The organism is Niveispirillum fermenti, from assembly GCF_052474395.1.
The window spans coordinates 728,869-749,567 of record NZ_CP156678.1 but is presented as its reverse complement, the minus strand read 5'-3'; the positions used below and the strand labels follow the sequence as shown (position 1 = coordinate 749,567).

Genomic DNA, 20,699 nt, shown 5'->3' with positions numbered 1-20,699 from the left:
CCGACGGGAGATCAGCCGATTTGGTTGGCTTTGCGCTGGGTCAAACCGGTCCACACCCTGTCGCCGACCAGCACGGCCAGCGGCGAAGCGCCAGCCAACGGAAACAGGGCGCAGAGGCCCAGCGTGATCAGCACCAGATTGCGCAGCTTGGCCGGCCCTGGCACCTTGGGCACGCCCAGCTTCCCCTGGGGCCGGCGCTTCCACCACATCCAGGGGCCGGTGATGGACAGGACCACAATACCGATGCAGGGGATCAGCATCAGGATCTGGTTGGTCAGCCCGAAATAATTGCCCATGTGCAGTTGCACGCCCAGTTCCACCGCCTGCGCACCCCAGCCGTAATCGGCATAGGAGACCTCGCGCAGCAGTGCGCCACTGTATTGGTCGATATACAGGCTGCGCTGCCCCTGCGGCTGGCCGGGATAGGTGAAGGCCAGATAGACGCCTGTCTCCCCGCGCGGCAGCGACAGGCGATAGGGCCATTCCATGCCGTTTTCCGCCAGGATCGCCGCCGCCCGGTCGATGCCGATGGAACCATCCATCGGTCCCGTCGCCGGACCCGTTGCCTGATGATGGGAATGGCCACCCGATGGGGCCTGGGACGCCGGCATGGGTGTCGGTTCCAGCGTCCAGGGCACGTCGCCCACCGCCTGTTTGGCCGTGGGCGTGCTGGTGGGCGCGTTATAGCCGCGATGGCTGGCGGGATAGCCGATGCCGGTGGCATCCATCACGCCCACCAGCAGGTTGCCCCATTGCGTGGCCCAGGGCAGGCCCGTCAGGATCAGGAACAGGATCAGCAGCGCCGACCAGAAGCCCACCACCCCGTGCAGATCGCGCAACAGGGCGCGTCCCCCCGCCGTCAGGCGCGGGACCAGCAGGCCGCGCAGCCGGAACCGGTCTGCCGGCCACCAGAGATAAAGCCCGGTGACGGTCAGCACGACGCCCCAGCAGGCCATGAGTTCCACGATGGCGTCGCCCGTCTCCCCCAGCATCAGCGATCCATGCACCTGATCGGCGATGCCGATCAGGGTGCGGCGATAATCCAGGTCGCCCAGAACCATCGCCTGGTATGGGTCGACGAACACCCGCCGACTGTCACCCTCCGGCAGGGCCATGAAGAACTGCACCGAGCGGTCGGCGGCATCCGGCGTGTCGATGCGCGTCGTCACCGCCCCCGGCAGATGCGCCTCCGCGGCCGCCATCATATGGCTGAGCGGCATCGGCATCCCCGCCGCCTCGACGAAGCGCAGATGGGGATAGGAGAGATCATTGATCTCTTCATTGAACAGATAGATCGCCCCGGTGATCGCCAGGATCAGCAGGAAAGGCGCCGTGACCAGCCCGGCATAGAAATGCCAGCGCCAGACGGCGCGGTAGAGCGGACCATAGGGTCTGTTATCCACCTTGGCCATGACGCCCTCCCCGCGCTCAGAACCTGGCCGTCAGGGTGACATCCACCCCACGCGGCGCGCCGATATAGACATTGGTGCTGGCATAGCCCGAATATTCACCATAGAAGGCGTCGGTCAGGTTGCGCCCGCGCACCGACAGGCTGACCTCCTCGGTCAGGCGATAGGTGACGGATGCATCCAGCAGCCAATGGCCGCGCACGAAGATGCTGTTTGCCGTGTCGGTGTAGAAGCCGCTGGCATGGCGGACGAAGGCGCCGAAACTGACCGGCAGCCCTTCTAGGCTATAGAGTGCCGATGCATTGAAGGTCGTGCTGGGAATGTTGGAGGGTCGGTTACCCGCCCGGCTGACCGGCCGGCCGCCGACCAGCTCATTCAGTTCCTCATATTCCGCATCGGTGTAGGAGACACCGGCCGACAGACGCAGTTGGTCAGTGACGGCGGCACTGGCCGTCATTTCCACGCCCTTGGCCGCCAGTTCGCCCCCCTGCACGGCGAGCGACGGGTTGGCGGGATCGCGGGTGACGATGTTCTTCTGGCTGATGCGATAGGCCGATCCGGTCAGGCTGGCCCGGCCTGCCAGCGCGTCGGCCTTGAACCCCGCCTCCACCGATGTGCCCTTGGTCAGCTTGAAGGCGGCATTGGCCAGCGACAGGGTCAGCATGCTGCCCACCGGCTGTGCCGCCGTGGTGTACTGGCCATAGAGCGTGATGCCCGGCGTCACGTCATAGGTGGTGCCCATGCGCCAGGAGAAGGGATCGTAATCGGCATCGGCACCGGTGATGGCGTTGCCGGCATTCAGGTTGGTGATGCCGCGGGCCAGCGCGATCTTCTCGTACCGCGCGCCGGCCAGCAGCAGCCATTGCGGCGTCAGGTTCAGGGCGTTCTCCGCGAAGATCGCCTTGGTGGTCAGGCCGCTGTCGAACACGACATTCTGGCTGGCATAGACGCCGTCACCCGCCGGCACGGCACCCACAATCGGATTGTAGAGATCGACGGCGGAGAGGCCGCCCACCAGGCTCTGCTTGCGCGGATTGATGAAATCCGTGTCGTTATATTCACCGCCGATGGTGAAACGGTTGCGCAGGCCCGCGATCTCCCCCTGATTGGACAGGGCCAGCCGCTCGTTCCAGAATTCATGATCGTGATAGATGGCCTGGAGCGAGCGGGCGAAGCTGCCATTGGGGAAGGTGGCGGTCGGGGCCGTGAAATTCTGATCCCCGCTCAGCACGAAATCGCGGGTCGCTTTGTACCACATCAGGTCATTGGACAGGGTCCAGCCATCGGCAAAGCCGTAATCCACGCGCGAGCGCAAGGTCGTCTCGTCCGCCCCGGAATAGGAACCCTCGGGATTGTAATTCTCCCGGCGCAGCGCCTTGTCGATCACCAGGCCGTTGGCGGCGCGCAGGGCCTTGCTGGGATCGCGGGCCACGGCGGCGGAGACCAGCGGCACCCCCTGATATGAGCTTTCGTACTTGTCATTGTAATGATCGACGGCCAGCAGCACCGACAGGTTCTCCGCCGGCCGGTAGAGCAGGCTGCCGGTCAGGCCGCTGGAACGGGTGCGGTTGTCCTTCACGTCATAGAGGCTGTCCGATGTCATCCGGCTGGCATCAGCGCGCACAGCCACATCATCCGACAACTTGACATTGACGCCACCGGCCAGGGTCAGCGTATCGAAGCTGCCATAAGCGGCCATGGCGTCGACATGGTTTCCATCCAGGCTGGGCTTGCGCGTCACCTTGTTGATGACACCGGCCAAGGCGCCCTCGCCGACCAGCACGGAGGCCGGCCCCTTGATCACCTCAATCCGGTCGAAATGCCAGCTATTGCTGTCGCGCGTGACCATGGTGGAACTGGAAACCCGCACCCCGTCCTGAAGGATGGAGACGGTATTGCCGGAAAAGCCGCGCATGGAGACGACGGCGGGATTGCCCGGCACATTGCCGGCAATGGCGCCCACGACATCGGCAAAGGCCTCACGCGAGGTGCGCAGGCCGCGGACCTGCAGATCCTCCTGGGTCAATACCTCTACTGTTGCCGGCGTCTCGCGCAGGGTCAGGCCCAGGCGGCTGGCGGTCGCGGTGGGCAGGTCCAGCCTGGCCACCTCGCGCTCACCGATGACGACCACAGCGGACTCCTCCGCATCGGTCACGGCCAGAGCGGCGCCGGTTAGGGCCAGGGTGGAGGCACCCGCGACAAGCAATTTCTTCAGCATGACATGATCCTGTGCATCCGCAGGCCGATCAAAGGCGCGGACGATCGCCGTCACCACGGGACGCAGCCCGATGCGCGACGGCGGGACCGGAGATGGTCCCGTTTATGGAAGGAAGCGAAGGTCTGTCAGGCGAAGAATGGCGGCGCCCGGGCTCCGGGCGGTGCGCAAAGCAGAGAGCGGACACGGGGGCCGACGGCGATGGTCCGATGGCGCACGGCACGCGGCGCCAGCCACAGCAGAACCAGCACCAGGGCCAAAAGCGGCACCAAGCCGCCAGCAATGGCGAAGGCGCAGAGCCCGTCCTGCCGCGTGTCGGCCGGCGCCTGCGTATCGTCGGGCAGTGTCAGGTTGCCGCCATTGCCCGAGCAGATGACCAAAAATCCGCGCCCGTCCGCTGGATCAAGATTGGGCATGTAGCCGCCGGGGATCATGCCGCGCAGCAGCAGAGCGCATAGCAATACCCATACGGCGATTTGCCGTACCAGATGGGTGTCTATGCGGGCCTGCTTCGTCATGGGTTTGTTGTGGGCGCAATGCGCAAACGGGTCAAGCATGACGCCTGCGGCCTCAAGCCGCGCCAGCATGAATCACCGGAGGCCGGCAATAGCTGCAAAAGCAAGACCGCCGGCAAGATGCTGATCTTGCCGGGACCTGTGATCGGCCGTCAGGCCGAGAACTCCCGACGAACAATTTCCGCACCCGCACCCAAGGCATTCAGCTTGCCTCTCGCCATGCGGCGGGACAAGGGCGCCATGCCGCATTTGGTGGAAGGCCAAAGCTTGTCGGCACCGACGAACTGAAGTGCCCTGCGCAGGGTATCATACGGATTCGGATTGGATCATTCGGCGGGCCACCGGTTGAATTTGGTATTGGCGGCGAGGATCTGGGGATTTTGGGAGAGGGCGGCACACCGCGCGTCGAGCGGGTCGGACAATTGGTCGAGATGATCGAAAGCCACAGGGTGGAGATATCGCGCGGTACAGGCTGATGCAGGCTCATACCAACTTGCGATGAGTAGAACGCATCGCAAGTTGGTCCGGCGGCGACTGCCACAGCACCGCTCGTGCGGCGTCGCCCGCGCCAACGAATGTTGGCGCCGGCAATTGAGGGCGGTGACCAGAACCAATAGGTTCTGGTCACCGCAAAATAGTATCAGATGCCCCATCCGGAAACGGCCCCCGCTTTCATGCAGCAAAATAGACGGTGATTTCAGGCCGCCGGTCGGGCGAACCGCATCAACTGGACCGCCTGCGCCTTTACCTGCGTCAGAATATCGGCATCCACCAGCATTCCGTCCGCATCAAACGGCTTCTGCGCCATATTGTTGACCGAGATGCCCAAGGGCGTCGGCCATCCCCGCAAGGCATGAATGGTGCCGCGCAGGCCGGTCAGGGTCACGCCACCCGCCTGCCAGCCGGCCGCCACCACGACCAGCCCCACTGCCCGCCCGTCCAGATAGGTGCGGGCATCCATGCGCAGATCATCCAGCAGATCGACGGCGTTCTTCACTAGGCCGGACACCCCGCCATGATAGCTGGGCGATCCGATCACCATACCATCCGCCTGCCGGACGGCGTCCACCAGGGCGAGTTGCCCCGGGGTGCGGCCGGGATGGTCGGGGGCGTAGTGCGGCAGGGCGGCTAAGGCGGCCCCGTCGAACAATCTTGTGTCCGCGCCCAGTTCGGCAGCGGCGGCAAGAACCGCCGCCACCAGCCTTTCACAGGAGGAGCCGGCGCGCGTGGTGCCGCCGATGCCCACGATCAACGGCCGTTTCAGGGACGCTGACTGATCATTCATCGCTGACAATTCACTTACTCTCATCGACCAGGATCACGTTCTTGCGGGCTTCCGCCGCCGGCACCAGGCGCCACGCGAAGAAGCCTGCCAGGCAGGCGATCGGCACCGATGCCAGCAGGGACATCAGACCCACGGCAAGATCGCCCGTCAGGTGCGAGATGCGACCGGCCAGATAGGGCCCCATGGCCAGACCCAGCAAGGTCGTACCGACGAAGAAGATCGCCGTCGCCCCACCCCGCATGCGCGGCAGCACCAGATCTTGGGTCGTTGCCGCTGCGGCGCCCAGGGCACTGCTGGCAGTCATGACGATCAGCACATTCATGACGAAAAACACCGCCGGACTGCCGGTAGTGAAGGCGGATACGATGAAGATCGGCGGTACGATCGAACCGAACAGCAGGACGATGATGCGTCCAGCGGCATGGCGCTGGCGCAGCCAGTCGGCCACCCGGCCGCCCAGCGTCACCCCGACAAAGCCGGCGACCGCCGCCGGCAGCCCGACCAGCAATCCAACCTCGTCGGCGGACAGGCCGAAGGTGCGGCGGGCATAGCTGGGGGCGAAGCCGGAAACGGCATAGCTGATGAAGGCGTTCAGCCCATAAGCAACCACCACACAGACAAAGGCTCGGTTGCCAAAGGTAAGCGCGAAGGTGGTCGGATCGCGGTCGCGCAGGGCACTGGCCCAGGAATAGACCGCATAGAGGCCGATGCCGACCGACGCCCATTGCGCCGGCGGCTCCTGCAAGCCGATGGTCAGCAATGCCACGAGAAACGCGATGATCAGCAGTGCGGCCAGATTGCCCAGCAACGCCCGCCACCCCCGCCGTGCCGCCCCGATCACGGTGAAGGGGGGAATGGTATTGACCAGTTCCTGCATGAAGCCATCGGCGGATGGTGGGGTCTGCGCCACTGTCACGCCTTCCGACTGGCCCCGCAACGGCTCGCGCATCGTGGCGACCAGAATGGCCAGCAACAGGCCCGGCACGCCCACAGCCAGGAACGCCGCCTGCCAGCCCGCCAGCCCCAACGGCCCGCTGCCGGCCGGATATGCCGCGTTCCATTTCTCCACGATCAGCCCGCCGATGAACAGCGACAGACCACCGCCGATATAGATACCCGACGAATAGATGGCCAGTGCGGTCGCCCGCAGGCGGCGGGGAAACCAGTCGGATATCAGGGAATAGGCGGCGGGGCTGGCCGTCGCCTCCCCGATCCCCACGCCGATGCGCGCCGTGGTCAGCGACAATCCTGACCGCGCGAAGCCCGACAGGGCCGTCATTGCCGACCAGAGCGCCAGGCCCAGCGACATCAGCCGGACCCGGCGCCAACTGTCGGCCAGCCGGCCCAAGGGGATGCCGAACAGCGCATAGAACACGCCGAACGCCGTGCCATAGAGAAAGCCGATATCGCCATCGGTCAGGTTCAGGTCGCGTTTTATGTCATCAGCCAGGATCGCCAGGATCTGCCGGTCGATGAAATTCAGCACATAGACCAGGAACAGGATCGCCAGCGCGTAATAGGCATAGAGATCGACCCGTGTATCGTCGGTTTTCGCCGTCATCGGCTTCTCCAGGGCGGCGGAAGGATTAGAGCTTCGCGGTCAGTTCGGGGACGATCTTGAACAGATCGCCAACCAGGCCGATATCGGCAATCTGGAAGATCGGCGCATCCCCATCCTTGTTGATGGCGATGATGGTCTTGCTGTCCTTCATGCCGGCCAGATGCTGGATGGCACCGGAAATGCCGATGGCAAGGTAGATGTCCGGCGCCACGATCTTACCCGTCTGCCCGACCTGATAATCATTGGGCACATAGCCGGCATCGACCGCAGCACGCGAGGCACCTACCGCCGCCCCCAGCCGATCGGCCAGCGGCATGATATGATCGGCAAAGGTCGGCGCATCCTTCAGGGCGCGACCGCCGGAAACAATGATCCGGGCACTGGTCAGTTCCGGCCGTTCCAGTTTGGCGATCTCCGCCCCGACAAAGCGCGACTGACCCCGATCACCCGTGGCCTGGACAGGCTCCACGATCCCCGCCCCGCCTTCGCGCGGGGCCTTGGCGAAGGCGGTACCGCGCACGGTAATCACCTTCTTCGCATCCAGCGCGCGAACGGTGGCGATGACATTGCCGGCATAGATCGGCCGGGTGAAGATGTCGGGTGCCTCCACCGACAGGATGTCGCTGACCTGCATGACGTCCAGCAGGGCCGCGACCCGTGGTGCGATGTTCTTGCCGTGGCTGGTGGCCGGTGCCACAAAGGCATCGTGATCCTGCATCAACGCGACCACCAGCGGCGCCAGATTTTCTGCCAGCCCATGGGCAAACGCGGGATCGTCGGCGACCAGGACCCTGCCCACCCCGGCAATGCGGGCCGCCGCGAGTGCGACCTCACCCACGCCATGACCGGCAACCAGCAGATCAACCCCACCCAGCTGTGCGGCGGCGGTGACGGCGGACAGGGTGGCATCCTTGATGGCCCCGTCTTCATGCTCAACCCAGACAAGCACCTTCATGATCGTCAAACCCCCAGCGCCTTCAGCTTCGTCACCAGTTCATCAACATCGGCAACCTTCATCCCTGCCGCCCGCCGGGCCGGCTCCGCCACCTTCAGCAGTTGAAGCCGCTGCTGGAGGGTGACACCGAGTTCGGCGGATGTGCGTATGGCCAGCGGCTTCGATTTCGCCTTCATGATACTGGGCAGCGCAGCATAGCGCGGCTCGTTCAGGCGCAGGTCGGTGGTGATGATGGCAGGCAGGGACAGGGCCACCGTCTCCAGCCCGCCATCGACCTCACGCGTCACGGTCACCGTTCCATTCGCCACCGCAACCCTGCTGGCGAAGGTTGCCTGAGGCAGGTCCAGCATGGCGGCCAGCATCTGACCGGTCTGGTTGCAATCATCATCGATGGCCTGTTTGCCCAGGATGATCAGATCCGCCCCCTCTTCGGCCTGCAGCTTTACCAGAAGCCGGGCAACGCTCAGGGGTTCCACCTCCTCGTCAGTCTGGACCAGGATGGCGCGATCCGCACCCATGGCCAGGGCCGTGCGCAATGTCTCCTGCGCCTTGGCGGGACCGACCGACACCACGATGATCTCGGTGGCGATGCCCTTTTCCTTTAGCCGGACGGCCTCCTCCACCGCGATCTCATCAAACGGGTTCATGCTCATCTTGGCGTTCGTCAGATCGACGCCCGTCCCGTCCGGCTTGATCCGGGGCTTCACATTGAAATCAATCACCCGCTTCACGGGCACCAGGATCTTCATGTCGTTCGTTCGCTTCCTCGAAGACACGGTCATCAACCGAAGACGCCGCCGGACGGCACGTCCTTCAGCAATTCCCGCACGCGGGCGCGGGGATCGGCGACCACCTCCGTCTCATTGTCCAGAACAAGCGTCAGGCGACGGTCGGGCCCATAGGCACCCCATTGTGGCAGGCGTTCATTGTTGGGATCGCCATTTGCGGCGAAACTGGCCCAGGCCGACGCCAACCGGTCTGCCATCTGGCGGCTGGCCCGGTCGGTCCCGGTCAGGGCACCGCGCACATTGTGAAGGCTGGGCGCCACATCGACACCGTGAACGGCGCCATAGCGCCCATCGGTGGCCGGGCTGGCCCAGTTCCATAGATAGGTCCAGACCGGCGCGCCGCCGGCCGCCGCCTTGCGCTCGGCCTGCTGAAAGGCGAAACGGCGGAAACTGAGATCGGTCTCCAGCCGCGCCTTCAGGATGAAGGACGACGCGCCGGGCGTTTCCTCCCGGTAAAGCGCCAGAATGTCATCCGCCTTTTCGCCCACGCGCTTGCGGGCGAAAGCCAGAAGCTCGGCATCGGTCAGACCGAACTCCACCATGCGGAAGGTCCGTTCATCCAGCACGGTAGAAATGATCATCGGCACATCATGCGAGATGGCCGGCGCGGTCGGGTCGAACGGGTGGGCAGGGATCGCCTCCCCGCCCACCACCGGGGCGAGTGCCATCGGTGCCTCTCCCCGTGCCCGATCTTCGGCTTCCACCAGGGCCTGGGCCTGAAGAAGAGCGGTGAAGGGCAGGTCCTGAAGACGGCGAAGGTCGCACGGTGCAATATCCAGCGCCTTCAGCAAACGCATCGTTGCCTTGTCGGCAGCCTCGCGCTCCACGGCACGCATCATCGACCCGCTCATCACCCCGGCGCGGTGGAACAGCCCCTTGGCGGCAGGCATGCCCAGCAGCATGCTGGTCTTGGCCCCGCCGCCGGACTGCCCGAACACCAGGACGCGGGCCGGGTCGCCGCCGAACTGGGCGATATTCTCCCGCACCCAGCGCAAGGCGGCGACGATATCCAGCATGCCGGCAGCACCGGAATCCGCGAAATCGCCCCCGCCACCGGCAGTACCGGACAAATGGAGATAGCCGAAAGCGCCCAGCCGGTGGGTGACGGAAACCACCACCGTGCCGGCGAAACGGGCCATCATCTCCCCATCCATGCCGGTGGAATTGCCAGATCCGGCATAGAAGCCGCCGCCATGCAGCACCACGATCACCGGCTTCTTCGCCTGTGCGTCTATCGACGGTGTCCAGACATTGACGCGCAGGCAATCCTCACTGGGACCGCTGGGCTGCAGATCCATGGAGATCAGGTCGGCATAATCATGCCGGCGGTCGGCTGGCACCTGCGGACAGACATCGCCATAGGCGAGCGCATCCTGGATCCCGGTCCAGGTCGGCGGCGGGGCCGGCGGCATGAACCGGTTGCGGCTTTGCGTAGAGGCCGCATAACGGATGCCCTTGAACACGGCCACCCCGCCCGACAGCAGGCCACGAAGCTTGCCCTGCGCTGTTTCCACGACGGGAAACATCGGCGGCAGCGCCCCTGCACGCCCGGCCAGCACCAACCCAACCCCCGCAGCGCCCACACCAAGGGCGTGCCGGCGCGTCACCCGGTTTTCACCGCTCATATCGCTCTCCTTGAAGGCACGGTTTCCGTCATCCGCTCAGCGGATGGGACCACCGGAGAAATTGTCGGCTTCCTGGGCCCGCGCCTGTGCCGTGCGGGCCTTCAGGATTTCCACGTTGCGTTCATGACGCTCCCGCGTGATCGGGTAAAAGGCCAGGAAGGCGCTGCCGATAAGCCACAGTCCGAAGGACGAGACCATGTAATGGACCGCCAGACCGTCGATCATCGCGGGCGTCACCTGCGCGGGGTCGACCTTGGCGGGAAAGTCTGACCAGGTCAGGATCAGGCCACTGACCACCAGGCCCAGCGCCGTGGAACATTGCTGCATGAAGCTGGCAGCTGCAAAGAAGGTGCCGGCGTCGTGCCGACCGGTGGCGACCGCACTGTCCTCCACCACATCGGCCAGCATGGAAGAGGTGTTGATCAGCGAGATCGCCACCATTGCCCCATAGATGGCCCCGATGACAAACAGGGTCGGCAGCAGCAGCGGATCGCCGGGCGCATAGAACAGGCCGAGATAGGCCAGCAGCAGCGGTGACAGGCCGATGGCGACACCGAGAATGGCGAAGAGCAGCGAACTGGTCCGCTTGCCCAGCCATTGCGACATCACCGGTGCCAGTGGTGCTGCTATGGTGGCGGCCACCACGCTGTCGATGGTGAGCACCGCGATCTGCGAGGCATCCAGCCCGAACAGGTAGGTGTTGAAATAGAGCGCGCTGGCCGCGTAAAGCCCGATGGCCGTGAATTTGAAGATGCCGAAACCCAGGATGGAGAGAAAGGCGCGGTTGCGAAACGCGCTCGCCATCTCCTTGAAATGGCGTCCCATTCCGCCGGCGCCATCCGCCTTGTCCGCCTGACGCAGGAACGGGATGCGATCATGGGTGCCCAGCCCGCAGACCAGGATCGCCATGAAGATCATTACCGACCCCAGAATAGCGAAGCCGCTATAGCTGTCGGGGTTCAATTGCCCGCGCGGAAATTCCGGCGTCGGTGTGAAGAAGACCAGCAGCGCGGCGGCACTGAACCCATATTGACCGATATAAAGGAACCAATAGCGCAGCGAGAACAGCCGTGTACGCTCCCGGTAATCATCGGTCAGTTCCGCCGTCATCGCCTGGGTGCAGATCTCAAACGCGCTGATGGACACGCGCGTGACCATGGCGGTGAGGAAGACCCACAGCCCCGCCTGGCCACCCGTTAGGTCAGCCGGCGGCGTCCAGACCATCAGGAAGAAGATGGGCGTGGGGATCAGGGCCGCATAGATGAAGGGATGGCGCCGGCCCCAGCGGCTGCGCGTCACATCGGACAGCCGGCCCAGGAACGGGTCGATCAGCGCATCCATCAGCAGAGTCGCCGCCAGCGCCGCCGAGACGATGCCCGCCGGAATCCCCAGCACTTGATTGTAGAAGAACATGAGATAGGCGGAAAAGGAGACGTTCTTGACGCCGCTGGCGACGGCGCCTGCGGCATAGGCAAGGCGTGTCCGCGCCGTCAGTGCCGGTGCCATCGCCCCCTTCACCGTCATCGGTCGGGCCTGGGGGACCGCGCTATCATCCATCTGCAAAGCCATGGCAACATTCTTCCGATTGATGGACGGGGCCTGCCCGCCAAGGGACAGGCCCGGTCGCAACGCGCCGGCGGGAGTGGCCCCCGCCGGCCGACGATCAGAACTCCTTGGTCACACTGATGCCGAAGGTCCGGGGCTCCAGCAGATAGAGCCGGCGCGTCAGGCCCAGCGAGGCACTGTTGACGCCCACCGAGGTGATCGCATCCTTGTTGAACAGGTTCTTCGCCCAGGCCTGGATCGTCACCTGCGCCGTCGGGTTGGACAGGGTCAGCGTCGCGTTGACGTTGCTCCAGCCCTTCGCCTTATTATCCTGGTTGTTGTAGATGTCGCCGAAGACCGAGCCCTGATAGTGGAAATCAGCGCGCGGGCTCAGCGTCCAGTCGGGCATCAGCTCAAAATCATACTGGGCGCCGAAGGAGATGGTCCATTTCGGCGAGGTCGGCAGCGAATTGCCGGTAATGTCCGACACCACACCGAAACTGGTCGGCAATCCGAAGTTGGTGGCGAAGGCGCCATTGGGGGCCGCCGCCGTCGGGCAGGCACCCACCAGGGCGGATGCCGGCACCAGACCTGCATTGATCGCCGAAATCAACCGGGCGACACCAGCCGCCGGACCGACGCAGGCAATCGAAGTGTTCTTCAGCGCGACCAGCGTCGGATCACCACCGGTGATGTTGTAGGGATCGACTGACCGGTTGTTCGGGCCCCTATTGACCTTGGTCTTCAGATAGCCGGCATTAAAATAGAGCCCTAGTTCACGCAGCGGGTAGAAGATCGATTCCAGCTCCAGCCCATAGAGTGTTGTGTTGATGTTCTTGGTGACTGTGGTCAGGCCTTCGGAAACCGAATACTGGTAGTCGTTATATTTGTAATAGAAGCCGTTCGAGTTCACCGTCAGGCGCCGGCCCATGAAGGTGTTCTTCGACCCCACCTCGAACGCATCCACCGTTTCCGGTGCGAAGGCGGAATTGGGGTCGCCGGTGGTGGGGGCATTGAAACCACCGCCCTTATAGCCGCGCGAATAGCTGGCATAGAGCATATTGTCCTTCGTCGGGTTCCATTCGGCGATGGCCCGGCCCGTCCATTCCTTGAAACGCGCCTCCTGCAGCACCCCGGTGGTCAGCCCCCGGCCCGACGTCAACAGCGCCAGCGGCGTCTGTGGCTGTTCCTTGACGTCATGGGTGTAGCGGGTGCCCAGCGTGATCTGGAACTCTTCCGACGGACGTACATACAGCTCACCGAACCCGGCCTTGGAGGTCAGTTGGTAGCGTGAATGGCTGAGATAGTAATTGTGGCCGGTCTCGTCGGGCGTCCGGCCCGGATCGACATAGGCCGTCGGCACCGCCGTCTTCACATAGAGCGTCTGGCCATTGGCGAAGAAGTAGATATCATTATGCCGCTTGGCCTTGTAGTAGAATGCGCCCAGATTGAAATCGACCATGCCGCCATAGTCCGATTGCAGCCGGAATTCCTGGCTCCACTGCTTCTGGCGCAGGACATTGTAATTGTTGGCCGTCAGGAATTGCGACGGGCCGATCTGCGGATCATCGAATACGCTGCCAGGGGTCAGTGGCCGCACATTGAACGGCGTCGTCGCCTGCGGCAGGCCATTGCTCTGGATGGTCTTGTCGAGATTGTGATTGGTGATGGAGGACAGCGACAGTTCCTCATTCAGATCCCATTCCAGGGAGAGCTGATAATTGTCGCTGTTCACATCATTGGTGGGATCGATGCTCATCGCCATCTTGCGCAGGTCATCCGGCTGGACGACCCCGGCATTCACGTCCCCACTGATATAGCCCGTCAGTGTCGCCAACTGACCGGACAGGGTAGCGCCGGAATTGTTGGTGCCGCGCAGCGCACCGGCGGCATAGATGCTGGCCTGGGTGCAGCCTTCGGACAGGAAAGCGCGGGCCACGGGGCTGTTGATGGTAACACCACCCACGGAGGCCGGCCCCGGATCGTTGATACAGGCCTGCCGGACACCGTAACGGCTGTCATTCTCGGAGAAATGCTCCCAGATGCCGGTGACGCGGAACGTCTCCGTCGGCTCCACCCGTAGCGAGGTGCGCGTGCTCCACAGGGAACGCTCATCGATCTTGTTGCCGGTATGGACATTTTCCATGGTGCCGTCACGGTCCACATAGAAGCCGGCGACGCGAAAGCCGACCTTTTCGTCCGGTGACAGGTTCAGCGCGCCCTTCAGACGCACCATGTCGTAATTGCCATATTCACCGGTCAGGCTGCCGCCATTGGTACCAAGCTCCGGCTTATTGGTGATGATGTTGATGACGCCACCGGTCGCATTGCGTCCATAAAGCGTGCCTTGTGGACCGCGCAGCACCTCCACCCGTTCGACATCATAGAACTCGGCATCGGTGATGCGGGCGCGGTCGATGGGAGCATAATTCTCCGCCACACCCACACCCTGGTCGCCGGCCGTGGTCACCAGCGTATAGCCGATACCGCGGATTTGAAAATTGCTGGAGCCATAGAGCTGCTGGCTGTAGTTCAGGTTCGGCACCTGAAGCGCCAGGTTGGCAGCACTGTCCAGACGGGCGGCTTTCAACGCTTCTTCGGAGAAAGCCGAAACGGCGATGGGCACATCCTGAAGCGCCTCTGACCGGCGCTGCGCCGTGACAATGATTTCTGCCAAGAGATCGTCACCGGTACCGGCCAGCGGCGCGCCCTGCGCCAGGGCGGACCCGGCATGGACCAGACATGTCGATGCCATGAGAAACCGCAAACATCCGCGGATCATCGTTTCTTCCTCCCTTATTCCGCACAAGTTGGTCAAGTGCGGTTAAGATCACCATGCCATCATTGGTGAGGAAGTCAACTTTAACATACCCAAATTTCAAATTATTTTGACGCGCCCATCCGAAGCGCATGCCGAAACGCGAAAAACCCCTCGCCCAAGCCTGCCACCCCAGGCTCTCTGGCTGAAACCCGCAGGATTGAGCAGTGCGGCATAATTCGGCGCCCCACTCTGATCGGCCTCGCACCATCATTCGACAGGAGGGCGAAGAACGCCCGCCAGACCGCACCATACCGCAGAGACAAAAATGGCCCGCCGAAGCGGGCCATCCTTCACTGCACCGGACGCGATGATTATTCCGCCGCCACTGCTGCGGGCGTGGAAACCCGATACATCATGTGATCGTAGTTCGTGCGATAGAACATGTCCTTCGCCGCCTCGTCCAGGTCGCCCAGCGACGCCTCGAACAGGGCGATCGGATCACGCGTACCCTCCGGATGGGGATAGTCGCTGGAGAACAGGAACAGTTCCGGCCCGGCATCCCGGATCATGCGGCCCACATCTTCCTTGGGGAACGGCGTGAAGCGCACGGAGCGGCGGATCTGATCCGACGGCTTTTCCTTCATGGCCTGCAGGTACACGTCGCTCTTCTTGAAGCTTTCATAGCCATGATCAAGCATGCGCAGGAATTCCGGCACCCAGCCGGCACCACATTCCAGCACGCCGCCGCGCAGACCCGGGAACCGCTCCAGCACCCCGTCATAGACCAGGGCCGTCAGGAACTCCTGCGGCGCGTACCACAGGGTCATGAAATCCGGGAAGCGCAGATTCTCACCACCACCATGCAGGTCGGCCGCCCGCGCCCGGCCATTATTCATATAGGCTTCCGGCGGCTTGCGCGTGCCGGGCCCGATATGCAGCATGAAGGGGATGCGATTATCCTCCAGATATTTCCAGAACGGGTCGTAGTCCGGATGCCCCGGTGAACGGTCGCCCGCCGGCGAGGCGGAGAACATGACCGCGCCCGCCCCCTTGGCATGGGCGAAACGGACCTCATCCAGCGCACGCGCGGGATTGTCCAGGGGTGTATAGGCCACGGCGATCATGCGCTTGTCGGCGTTGCAGAAATCAATCTGCGCCAGGTTCAGGGCGCGGGCGGCAGCATAGGCCTGCTCCTGCGACTGCGCCCGGCTGATGGCGGCCAGCCCGAAAGTCGGGAAGATCAACTGGCTGGCAAAACCCAGCCAGTCCAGTGCCTCCACCCGCTCCTCCTTGTCGAAGCCGCCATAGCCCAGCCAGCCCTTGTCGCCGCCGATGATATTGGCCGCCGCCTTGGCGCGCGCCTCCGGGTCGTTTTTCCGCGCCACGGCCAGATCGATCATCTTGGTGATGCGCTCTCCACCCTCACGCTTGGAATAGACACCCGTGTATCTCTCCTTGAACTCACCCTCCAAATAGGGGGTGAGCCAATCCTGCGTTTCCATCGTATGCGAGTCCGCATCGTTGATAATACGGCCATTTGCATAGGTCATGTCGCTTCCTCCCATCATTCCGCCATTCACAATGGCTATCGAAAGCTTCCATCTATTAGTTTGCTTGTCAATTCGAATCTGATAGGTGTTCACGACCCCGCCAGGGGCAATCCAGCGTGCGGAAGGTGGAGCGGTGATGCGTGTCAGGGCTGATGGAACCAAGGTCGCAAAACATGACGACGGTGGCGGCGCCATGCATGCCAACCCCACCAATCAACAGGAACAGGACACCGATTTCGTCACCGCCAATCTGGGCCGGAACTATCGTGCCAACCTGTTCTACGGCATGCTGGGACAGACGGGTTTCCGGCTGATCTACGCCCCGACCTTCATCCCCGCCTATATCCACCAGCTGACGGGATCGGATGCGCTGGTGGGCAGCGGGGCGGCCCTGCTGCAACTGGGCATGGTGTTCTCACCCATCTTCAGCGCCTCGCGCCTGGAACGCCAACCGCTGATCCTGCCGCACGCCATGCGCACCGGTACCGCCATGCGCGCCGTGATCCTGGCGCTGGCCGTGACCGGCTGGTTCCTGGATGGCTGGGCGCTGCTCTCCCTGACGCTCGCCTGCCTGTTCCTGCTTGGCCTGTTCACCGGCGCACAGCGCGTGGCCTTCCAACTGCTGATGGCCAAGGTCATTCCCGTGGACCGCCGGGGCCGATTGCAGGCCTGGCGCAATTTCACAGGCGGCATCATTGCGGCACTGCTGTCCTATGCTGCCGGTCATTGGCTGATCGAGCGCAACGCCCTGGGCAACGGCTATGCCACCACCTTCTTCCTGACCTTCGTGCTGACCAGTGCCGGTCTGGTGATCCTGACAAAGCTGCTGCGGGAGCCCAGCGCGCCGGTGCCGCGTCTGCCCACCCGCTTCATCGACCGGCTGCGCCAGTTCCCCGACCTGCTGGCCGACAGCGACTACCGGCATTTCCTGGTGGCGGAGGCGTTCTGCGTGCTGGCCCGCATCGCGTCGCCCTTCTTCATCCTCTATGCCGGGCAGCGCATGGGCATGGATGGAAAGGTCATCGGCAGCCTGGCCTTCTGCTATCTGGGTGCCGATACGCTGGCCAACCTGCTCTGGGGCTATATGGGCGACCGCACCGGCTATCGCGCCACCTTGATCGGCTCCATCCTGATCTGGATGGCGGCGATCATCCTGCTGATGAGTGTGGAGGCTTCGTGGGCCGCCTATCTGTGCTTCTGCGGCCTGGGTGCGGCGTCCGCCGGCTATCTGATGAGCCAGCAGACCATGGTGCTGGAATTCGGCGCCCGCAAGGAAGCGGCGATGCGTCTGGGCCTATCCACCACCCTGGAAGGGGCGGTTGCCGCCATCGGCCCGCTGCTGGGCGGGGTCATCGCCGCCCTGGCCGGCTATATGCCCCTGTTCGCAACGGCGCTGGCCTTCCTGGCCATCGCGCTGGTCCTGCTGGTCTTCGGGGTACGGGAACCGCGCCTGCGCCGGGCCGAATTCCTGGCCCGGACGCAGGCGGCTCCCGACTGGTCCGATACGCCGCCTTAAATAAAGGGCGGCTCCTCTGCCCAGGGGAAGAAGCTGGGCATGTCCGTCGATACCCGGTCGGGGAACAGGGCCGGCCGCTTTTCCAGGAAGGCCCCCACCCCTTCGCGGACATCGGCGCTGCGACCGCGCGATTGCAAGGACCGGCTGTCGACGCGATGGGCCATCATCGGGTGTGGAGCGCCCAGATTCTGCCAGATCAACTGACGGCTGAGCGCCACGGAAACCGGGGCGGATTTCGCCGTCAACATCCTGGCATGGGCCAGGGCCGCCGACAGCAGCGCATCCGGGGCGTGTACGGCCTGCACCAATCCCGCCGCCAACGCCTCTTCCGCACCGAAGACCCGACCGCTATAGACCCACTCCAGAGCTTTTGGCACGCCCACCAGTCGCGGCAGGAACCAGCTTGAACAAGCCTCCGGCGTGATGCCGCGCTGGGCGAAGACAAAGCCGAAGCGCGCCTCGGCCGAGGCGATGCGCACATCCATGGGCAACAGCATGGTGGCCCCGATCCCCACGGCCGCCCCGTTGATGGCCCCGATCAGCGGCTTCAGGCTGCGGAACATGCGCAGCGTCACCCGCCCGCCCCCGTCGCGGCGCACGCCATCGACATCGATATCCCCAGCCCGGCCGCCGGGCTTGTAATTGAACGTCTCCCCGCCCCGGCCCAGATCGGCGCCCGCACAGAAGGCGCGGCCGGAACCGGTGATGATGACGGCACGCACATCATCATCGGCGTCGGTCCGGTCGAACAGGTCCAGCAGGTCCTGCATCATGGCCAGCCCGAACGTGTTCATCTTGTCGGGGCGGGAGAAGGTGGCGATGGCGATGCCATCCTCGACGCGATAATCAAGGGTATGGAAGTCAGTCATGGGCCGCGGCTCCATAAAGGTCCTGGAATTCCCGCTCATAGGCGGCATAGGAGGATTTGAGGCTGGCGGTATTCAGCAGCATTTCCGCCACCGGCATGTCGGTGCCCGCCTGGTAAAGGCGGGTCCGCACCCACATGCTCTCGGTCTTGCGGCTGCCGCTGAGTGCCACGATCTCGCGATCAAGCTCATAGGCTTCTCCCACGCGAACCGGGCCCGCCAGCAACCGGATTTCCTGATCGGCGAACAGGCCGACGCAGGGACCTCGCGCAGGAAATGGCTGTTCACGCGCGATATGGTTCATCAGCACGCTCAGCATCTCGAACGGCACGATCCGGTCATAAAGCGGCGAGGGTTCGGTGATCCGGCGCAGCTTGTCGGCCAGGGTGAACGGGTACAGTTCGCCCATATGCTGGTCGGCCGCCATCGACACCGCTAGCCGGCCGGTGCGCATGCCGATGGTGACATCGCGCAGGATCACGGGGTTTTCCGGGGGACGCAGCTGCGCCATCCGTGCTTCCAGGGCGCTGGCCGGTGGTGTGAGACCAATGGAAACCGTGCCCGCCAGCACTTCAGTGCCATCACGCTTTTCCATGCGGATCCGGGCGATATCGTCCCCATCCGGCGTCAGCAGGGCCCGGACCTCCTCCCCCTCGAATACCGGATTGCGGTAATGGGCGGAGATGCAACCGGTCTGAAACCAGCGGTCGCCCCATAGCGCATGGCACAACGGATCGAACTGGCTGAAGTGGGTCGGTCCCTCGATGGTGCCGGCCTTGAAGCCCAGCGTGCGCGCCGTCGCGTCATCATGGATGGAGGCGCGTCCATCATAGGATTGGGCATCCAGCATCTGCCGTGGCCCCCGCCAGGGGCCGGACAATTGCCCGTCCTCCCCGCGCCCGACCGGTGTATCGAAGGCGGCCTTCATGACGCCACCCCGCTTGCCGCGCCGAACAGGCCAGCAAGGCGACCCTCCAGCAGTGATCGCGCCTCACCGACAATGCGGGTCACCAGCTCGCCGACACTGGGAATATCATGGATCAGCCCCTGCGCCTGACCCGCCCAGTAGAGGCCGGCCGTCAGGTCACCCTGTTCCATCACGGCCCGGCCGCGCTGGCCCGCCACCAGATGCGCCACATCCTCGAACGTGGCGTCGGGGCGGGAAAGGATCGCCACCACCTCATCTGATACCGGGTTACGGCCCACGCGCGCCGTATTCTTCAGCTTGCGGAAGATCAGGTTCGTATCGCGCTCGTCGCTGGCTAGGATCTTCTGCTTCACATTTTCATGGATGGCGCATTCCCGGGTCGCCAGGAACCGTGTGCCCATATTGATGCCGTCGGCACCCAGGGCCAGTGCGGCCAGCAGGCCGCGCCCATCCGCGAACCCGCCGCTGGCGATCATCGGAATTTTCAGCTTGTCGGCTGCCGCCGGGATCAGAACCAGGCCGGGAATATCATCTTCGCCCGGATGGCCCGCACATTCGAACCCGTCGATGGAAATGGCATCCACGCCCATCCTTTCAGCGACCAGCGCATGACGGACGGCGGTGCATTTATGGATGACGCGCACGCCGGCCGCCTTCAGGTCATCGACATGTTCCTGTGGCCGATGACCGGCCGTCTCAACAATCGTCACCCCGGATTCGATGATGGCTCGGCGGTATTCCTGATAAGGCGGCGGGCGCATGGTCGGCAGGATGGTCAGATTCACCCCGAACGGCTTGTCCGTCAGATCGCGGACCCGCCCGATCTCCCGTGCCAGATCTTCCGGGCTGGACTGTGTCAGCGCGGTCAGGAAGCCCAGCGCGCCGGCATTGGCAACGGCCGCCACCAGCGGTGCCCGCCCGACCCATTGCATTCCCCCCATGACGATCGGGTGGTCGATCCCGAACGCCTGCGTGAATCGTGTTCGCAGCATTCACTGCCCTTCCCGTATTTTTGGATGGTCGACGGCCCCGATGTCGGGCCAGAATTGATCAACACACTATTAGTGAAGGATCAATCCAGCACAATCAATGATATTTCGGCATAAATCCACTGCTTTTCAGCCGAATCGACCCCTGACACGGGCACAAACAAAGCCGGCGGTCATCTGCCGGCTTGCCT

Annotated in this window: 16 protein-coding genes; 2 read left to right on the top strand and 14 right to left on the bottom strand. The window is 63.9% G+C overall.

Annotation, left to right across the window (positions count from 1 at the left end; translation table 11 throughout):
* Positions 1 to 11: 11 nt before the first annotated feature.
* From ABC728_RS02820 to ABC728_RS02810, 3 genes are all read right to left on the bottom strand, one after another.
* Positions 12 to 1,412 carry a PepSY-associated TM helix domain-containing protein gene (locus tag ABC728_RS02820; RefSeq protein WP_416619741.1) on the bottom strand — a complete coding sequence of 467 codons (1,401 nt, stop codon included), beginning with the start codon at positions 1,410 to 1,412 and terminating at the stop codon, positions 12 to 14.
* Between the two features lie 16 nt (positions 1,413 to 1,428).
* On the bottom strand, positions 1,429 to 3,627 hold the full coding sequence (locus tag ABC728_RS02815; protein ID WP_416619742.1) for a TonB-dependent receptor: 2,199 nt from the start codon (positions 3,625 to 3,627) through the stop codon (positions 1,429 to 1,431).
* A gap of 125 nt (positions 3,628 to 3,752) precedes the next feature.
* On the bottom strand, positions 3,753 to 4,142 hold the full coding sequence (locus tag ABC728_RS02810; protein WP_416619743.1) for a hypothetical protein: 390 nt from the start codon (positions 4,140 to 4,142) through the stop codon (positions 3,753 to 3,755).
* A gap of 18 nt (positions 4,143 to 4,160) precedes the next feature.
* On the opposite strand from ABC728_RS02810, the gene ABC728_RS02805 reads away from it, so the two are divergent.
* Entirely contained in the window at positions 4,161 to 4,427 is a 267-nt protein-coding gene (locus ABC728_RS02805; RefSeq protein WP_416619744.1) for a hypothetical protein, read from the top strand.
* 409 nt (positions 4,428 to 4,836) lie between these two features.
* Here ABC728_RS02805 and ABC728_RS02800 read toward each other — a convergent pair whose 3' ends face one another.
* The 8 genes from ABC728_RS02800 to ABC728_RS02765 form a co-directional block, all read right to left on the bottom strand.
* Complete coding sequence (locus ABC728_RS02800) at positions 4,837 to 5,424, bottom strand: NADPH-dependent FMN reductase (protein ID WP_416619897.1); 588 nt, start codon at positions 5,422 to 5,424, stop codon at positions 4,837 to 4,839.
* Positions 5,425 to 5,434: 10 nt separating this feature from the next.
* A complete protein-coding gene (locus ABC728_RS02795; RefSeq protein ID WP_416619896.1) occupies positions 5,435 to 6,985 on the bottom strand; it encodes a spinster family MFS transporter in 1,551 nt (516 codons plus the stop codon).
* Between the two features lie 25 nt (positions 6,986 to 7,010).
* Entirely contained in the window at positions 7,011 to 7,940 is a 930-nt protein-coding gene (locus ABC728_RS02790; RefSeq protein WP_416619895.1) for an electron transfer flavoprotein subunit alpha/FixB family protein, read from the bottom strand.
* Positions 7,941 to 7,945: 5 nt separating this feature from the next.
* Entirely contained in the window at positions 7,946 to 8,689 is a 744-nt protein-coding gene (locus ABC728_RS02785) for an electron transfer flavoprotein subunit beta/FixA family protein (RefSeq protein ID WP_416619894.1), read from the bottom strand.
* Between the two features lie 32 nt (positions 8,690 to 8,721).
* Positions 8,722 to 10,353 carry a carboxylesterase/lipase family protein gene (locus ABC728_RS02780; RefSeq protein ID WP_416619893.1) on the bottom strand — a complete coding sequence of 544 codons (1,632 nt, stop codon included), beginning with the start codon at positions 10,351 to 10,353 and terminating at the stop codon, positions 8,722 to 8,724.
* A gap of 36 nt (positions 10,354 to 10,389) precedes the next feature.
* Positions 10,390 to 11,922, bottom strand: a complete 1,533-nt coding sequence (locus ABC728_RS02775; RefSeq protein WP_416619892.1) for an MFS transporter — start codon at positions 11,920 to 11,922, stop codon at positions 10,390 to 10,392.
* A gap of 94 nt (positions 11,923 to 12,016) precedes the next feature.
* Entirely contained in the window at positions 12,017 to 14,653 is a 2,637-nt protein-coding gene (locus tag ABC728_RS02770; RefSeq protein WP_416619891.1) for a TonB-dependent receptor, read from the bottom strand.
* 377 nt (positions 14,654 to 15,030) lie between these two features.
* A complete protein-coding gene (locus ABC728_RS02765) occupies positions 15,031 to 16,209 on the bottom strand; it encodes an amidohydrolase family protein (RefSeq protein ID WP_416619890.1) in 1,179 nt (392 codons plus the stop codon).
* A 136-nt stretch (positions 16,210 to 16,345) separates the two neighbouring features.
* Between ABC728_RS02765 and ABC728_RS02760 the strand changes: the two genes are divergently transcribed.
* Positions 16,346 to 17,725, top strand: coding sequence for an MFS transporter (locus ABC728_RS02760; protein WP_416619889.1), 1,380 nt, complete (start codon positions 16,346 to 16,348; stop codon positions 17,723 to 17,725).
* On the opposite strand, the gene ABC728_RS02755 is transcribed toward ABC728_RS02760, so the two are convergent.
* The 3 genes from ABC728_RS02755 to ABC728_RS02745 are packed head-to-tail and all read right to left on the bottom strand — an operon-like array spanning position 17,722 to position 20,511.
* Entirely contained in the window at positions 17,722 to 18,594 is an 873-nt protein-coding gene (locus ABC728_RS02755; protein WP_416619888.1) for a crotonase/enoyl-CoA hydratase family protein, read from the bottom strand. The genes ABC728_RS02760 and ABC728_RS02755 overlap by 4 nt on opposite strands.
* Entirely contained in the window at positions 18,587 to 19,519 is a 933-nt protein-coding gene (locus ABC728_RS02750) for a hypothetical protein (RefSeq protein ID WP_416619887.1), read from the bottom strand. Before ABC728_RS02750 ends, ABC728_RS02755 begins: the two co-directional genes overlap by 8 nt.
* On the bottom strand, positions 19,516 to 20,511 hold the full coding sequence (locus ABC728_RS02745) for an NAD(P)H-dependent flavin oxidoreductase (RefSeq protein WP_416619886.1): 996 nt from the start codon (positions 20,509 to 20,511) through the stop codon (positions 19,516 to 19,518). The genes ABC728_RS02750 and ABC728_RS02745 overlap by 4 nt, the downstream gene beginning before the upstream one ends.
* Positions 20,512 to 20,699: the final 188 nt, after the last annotated feature.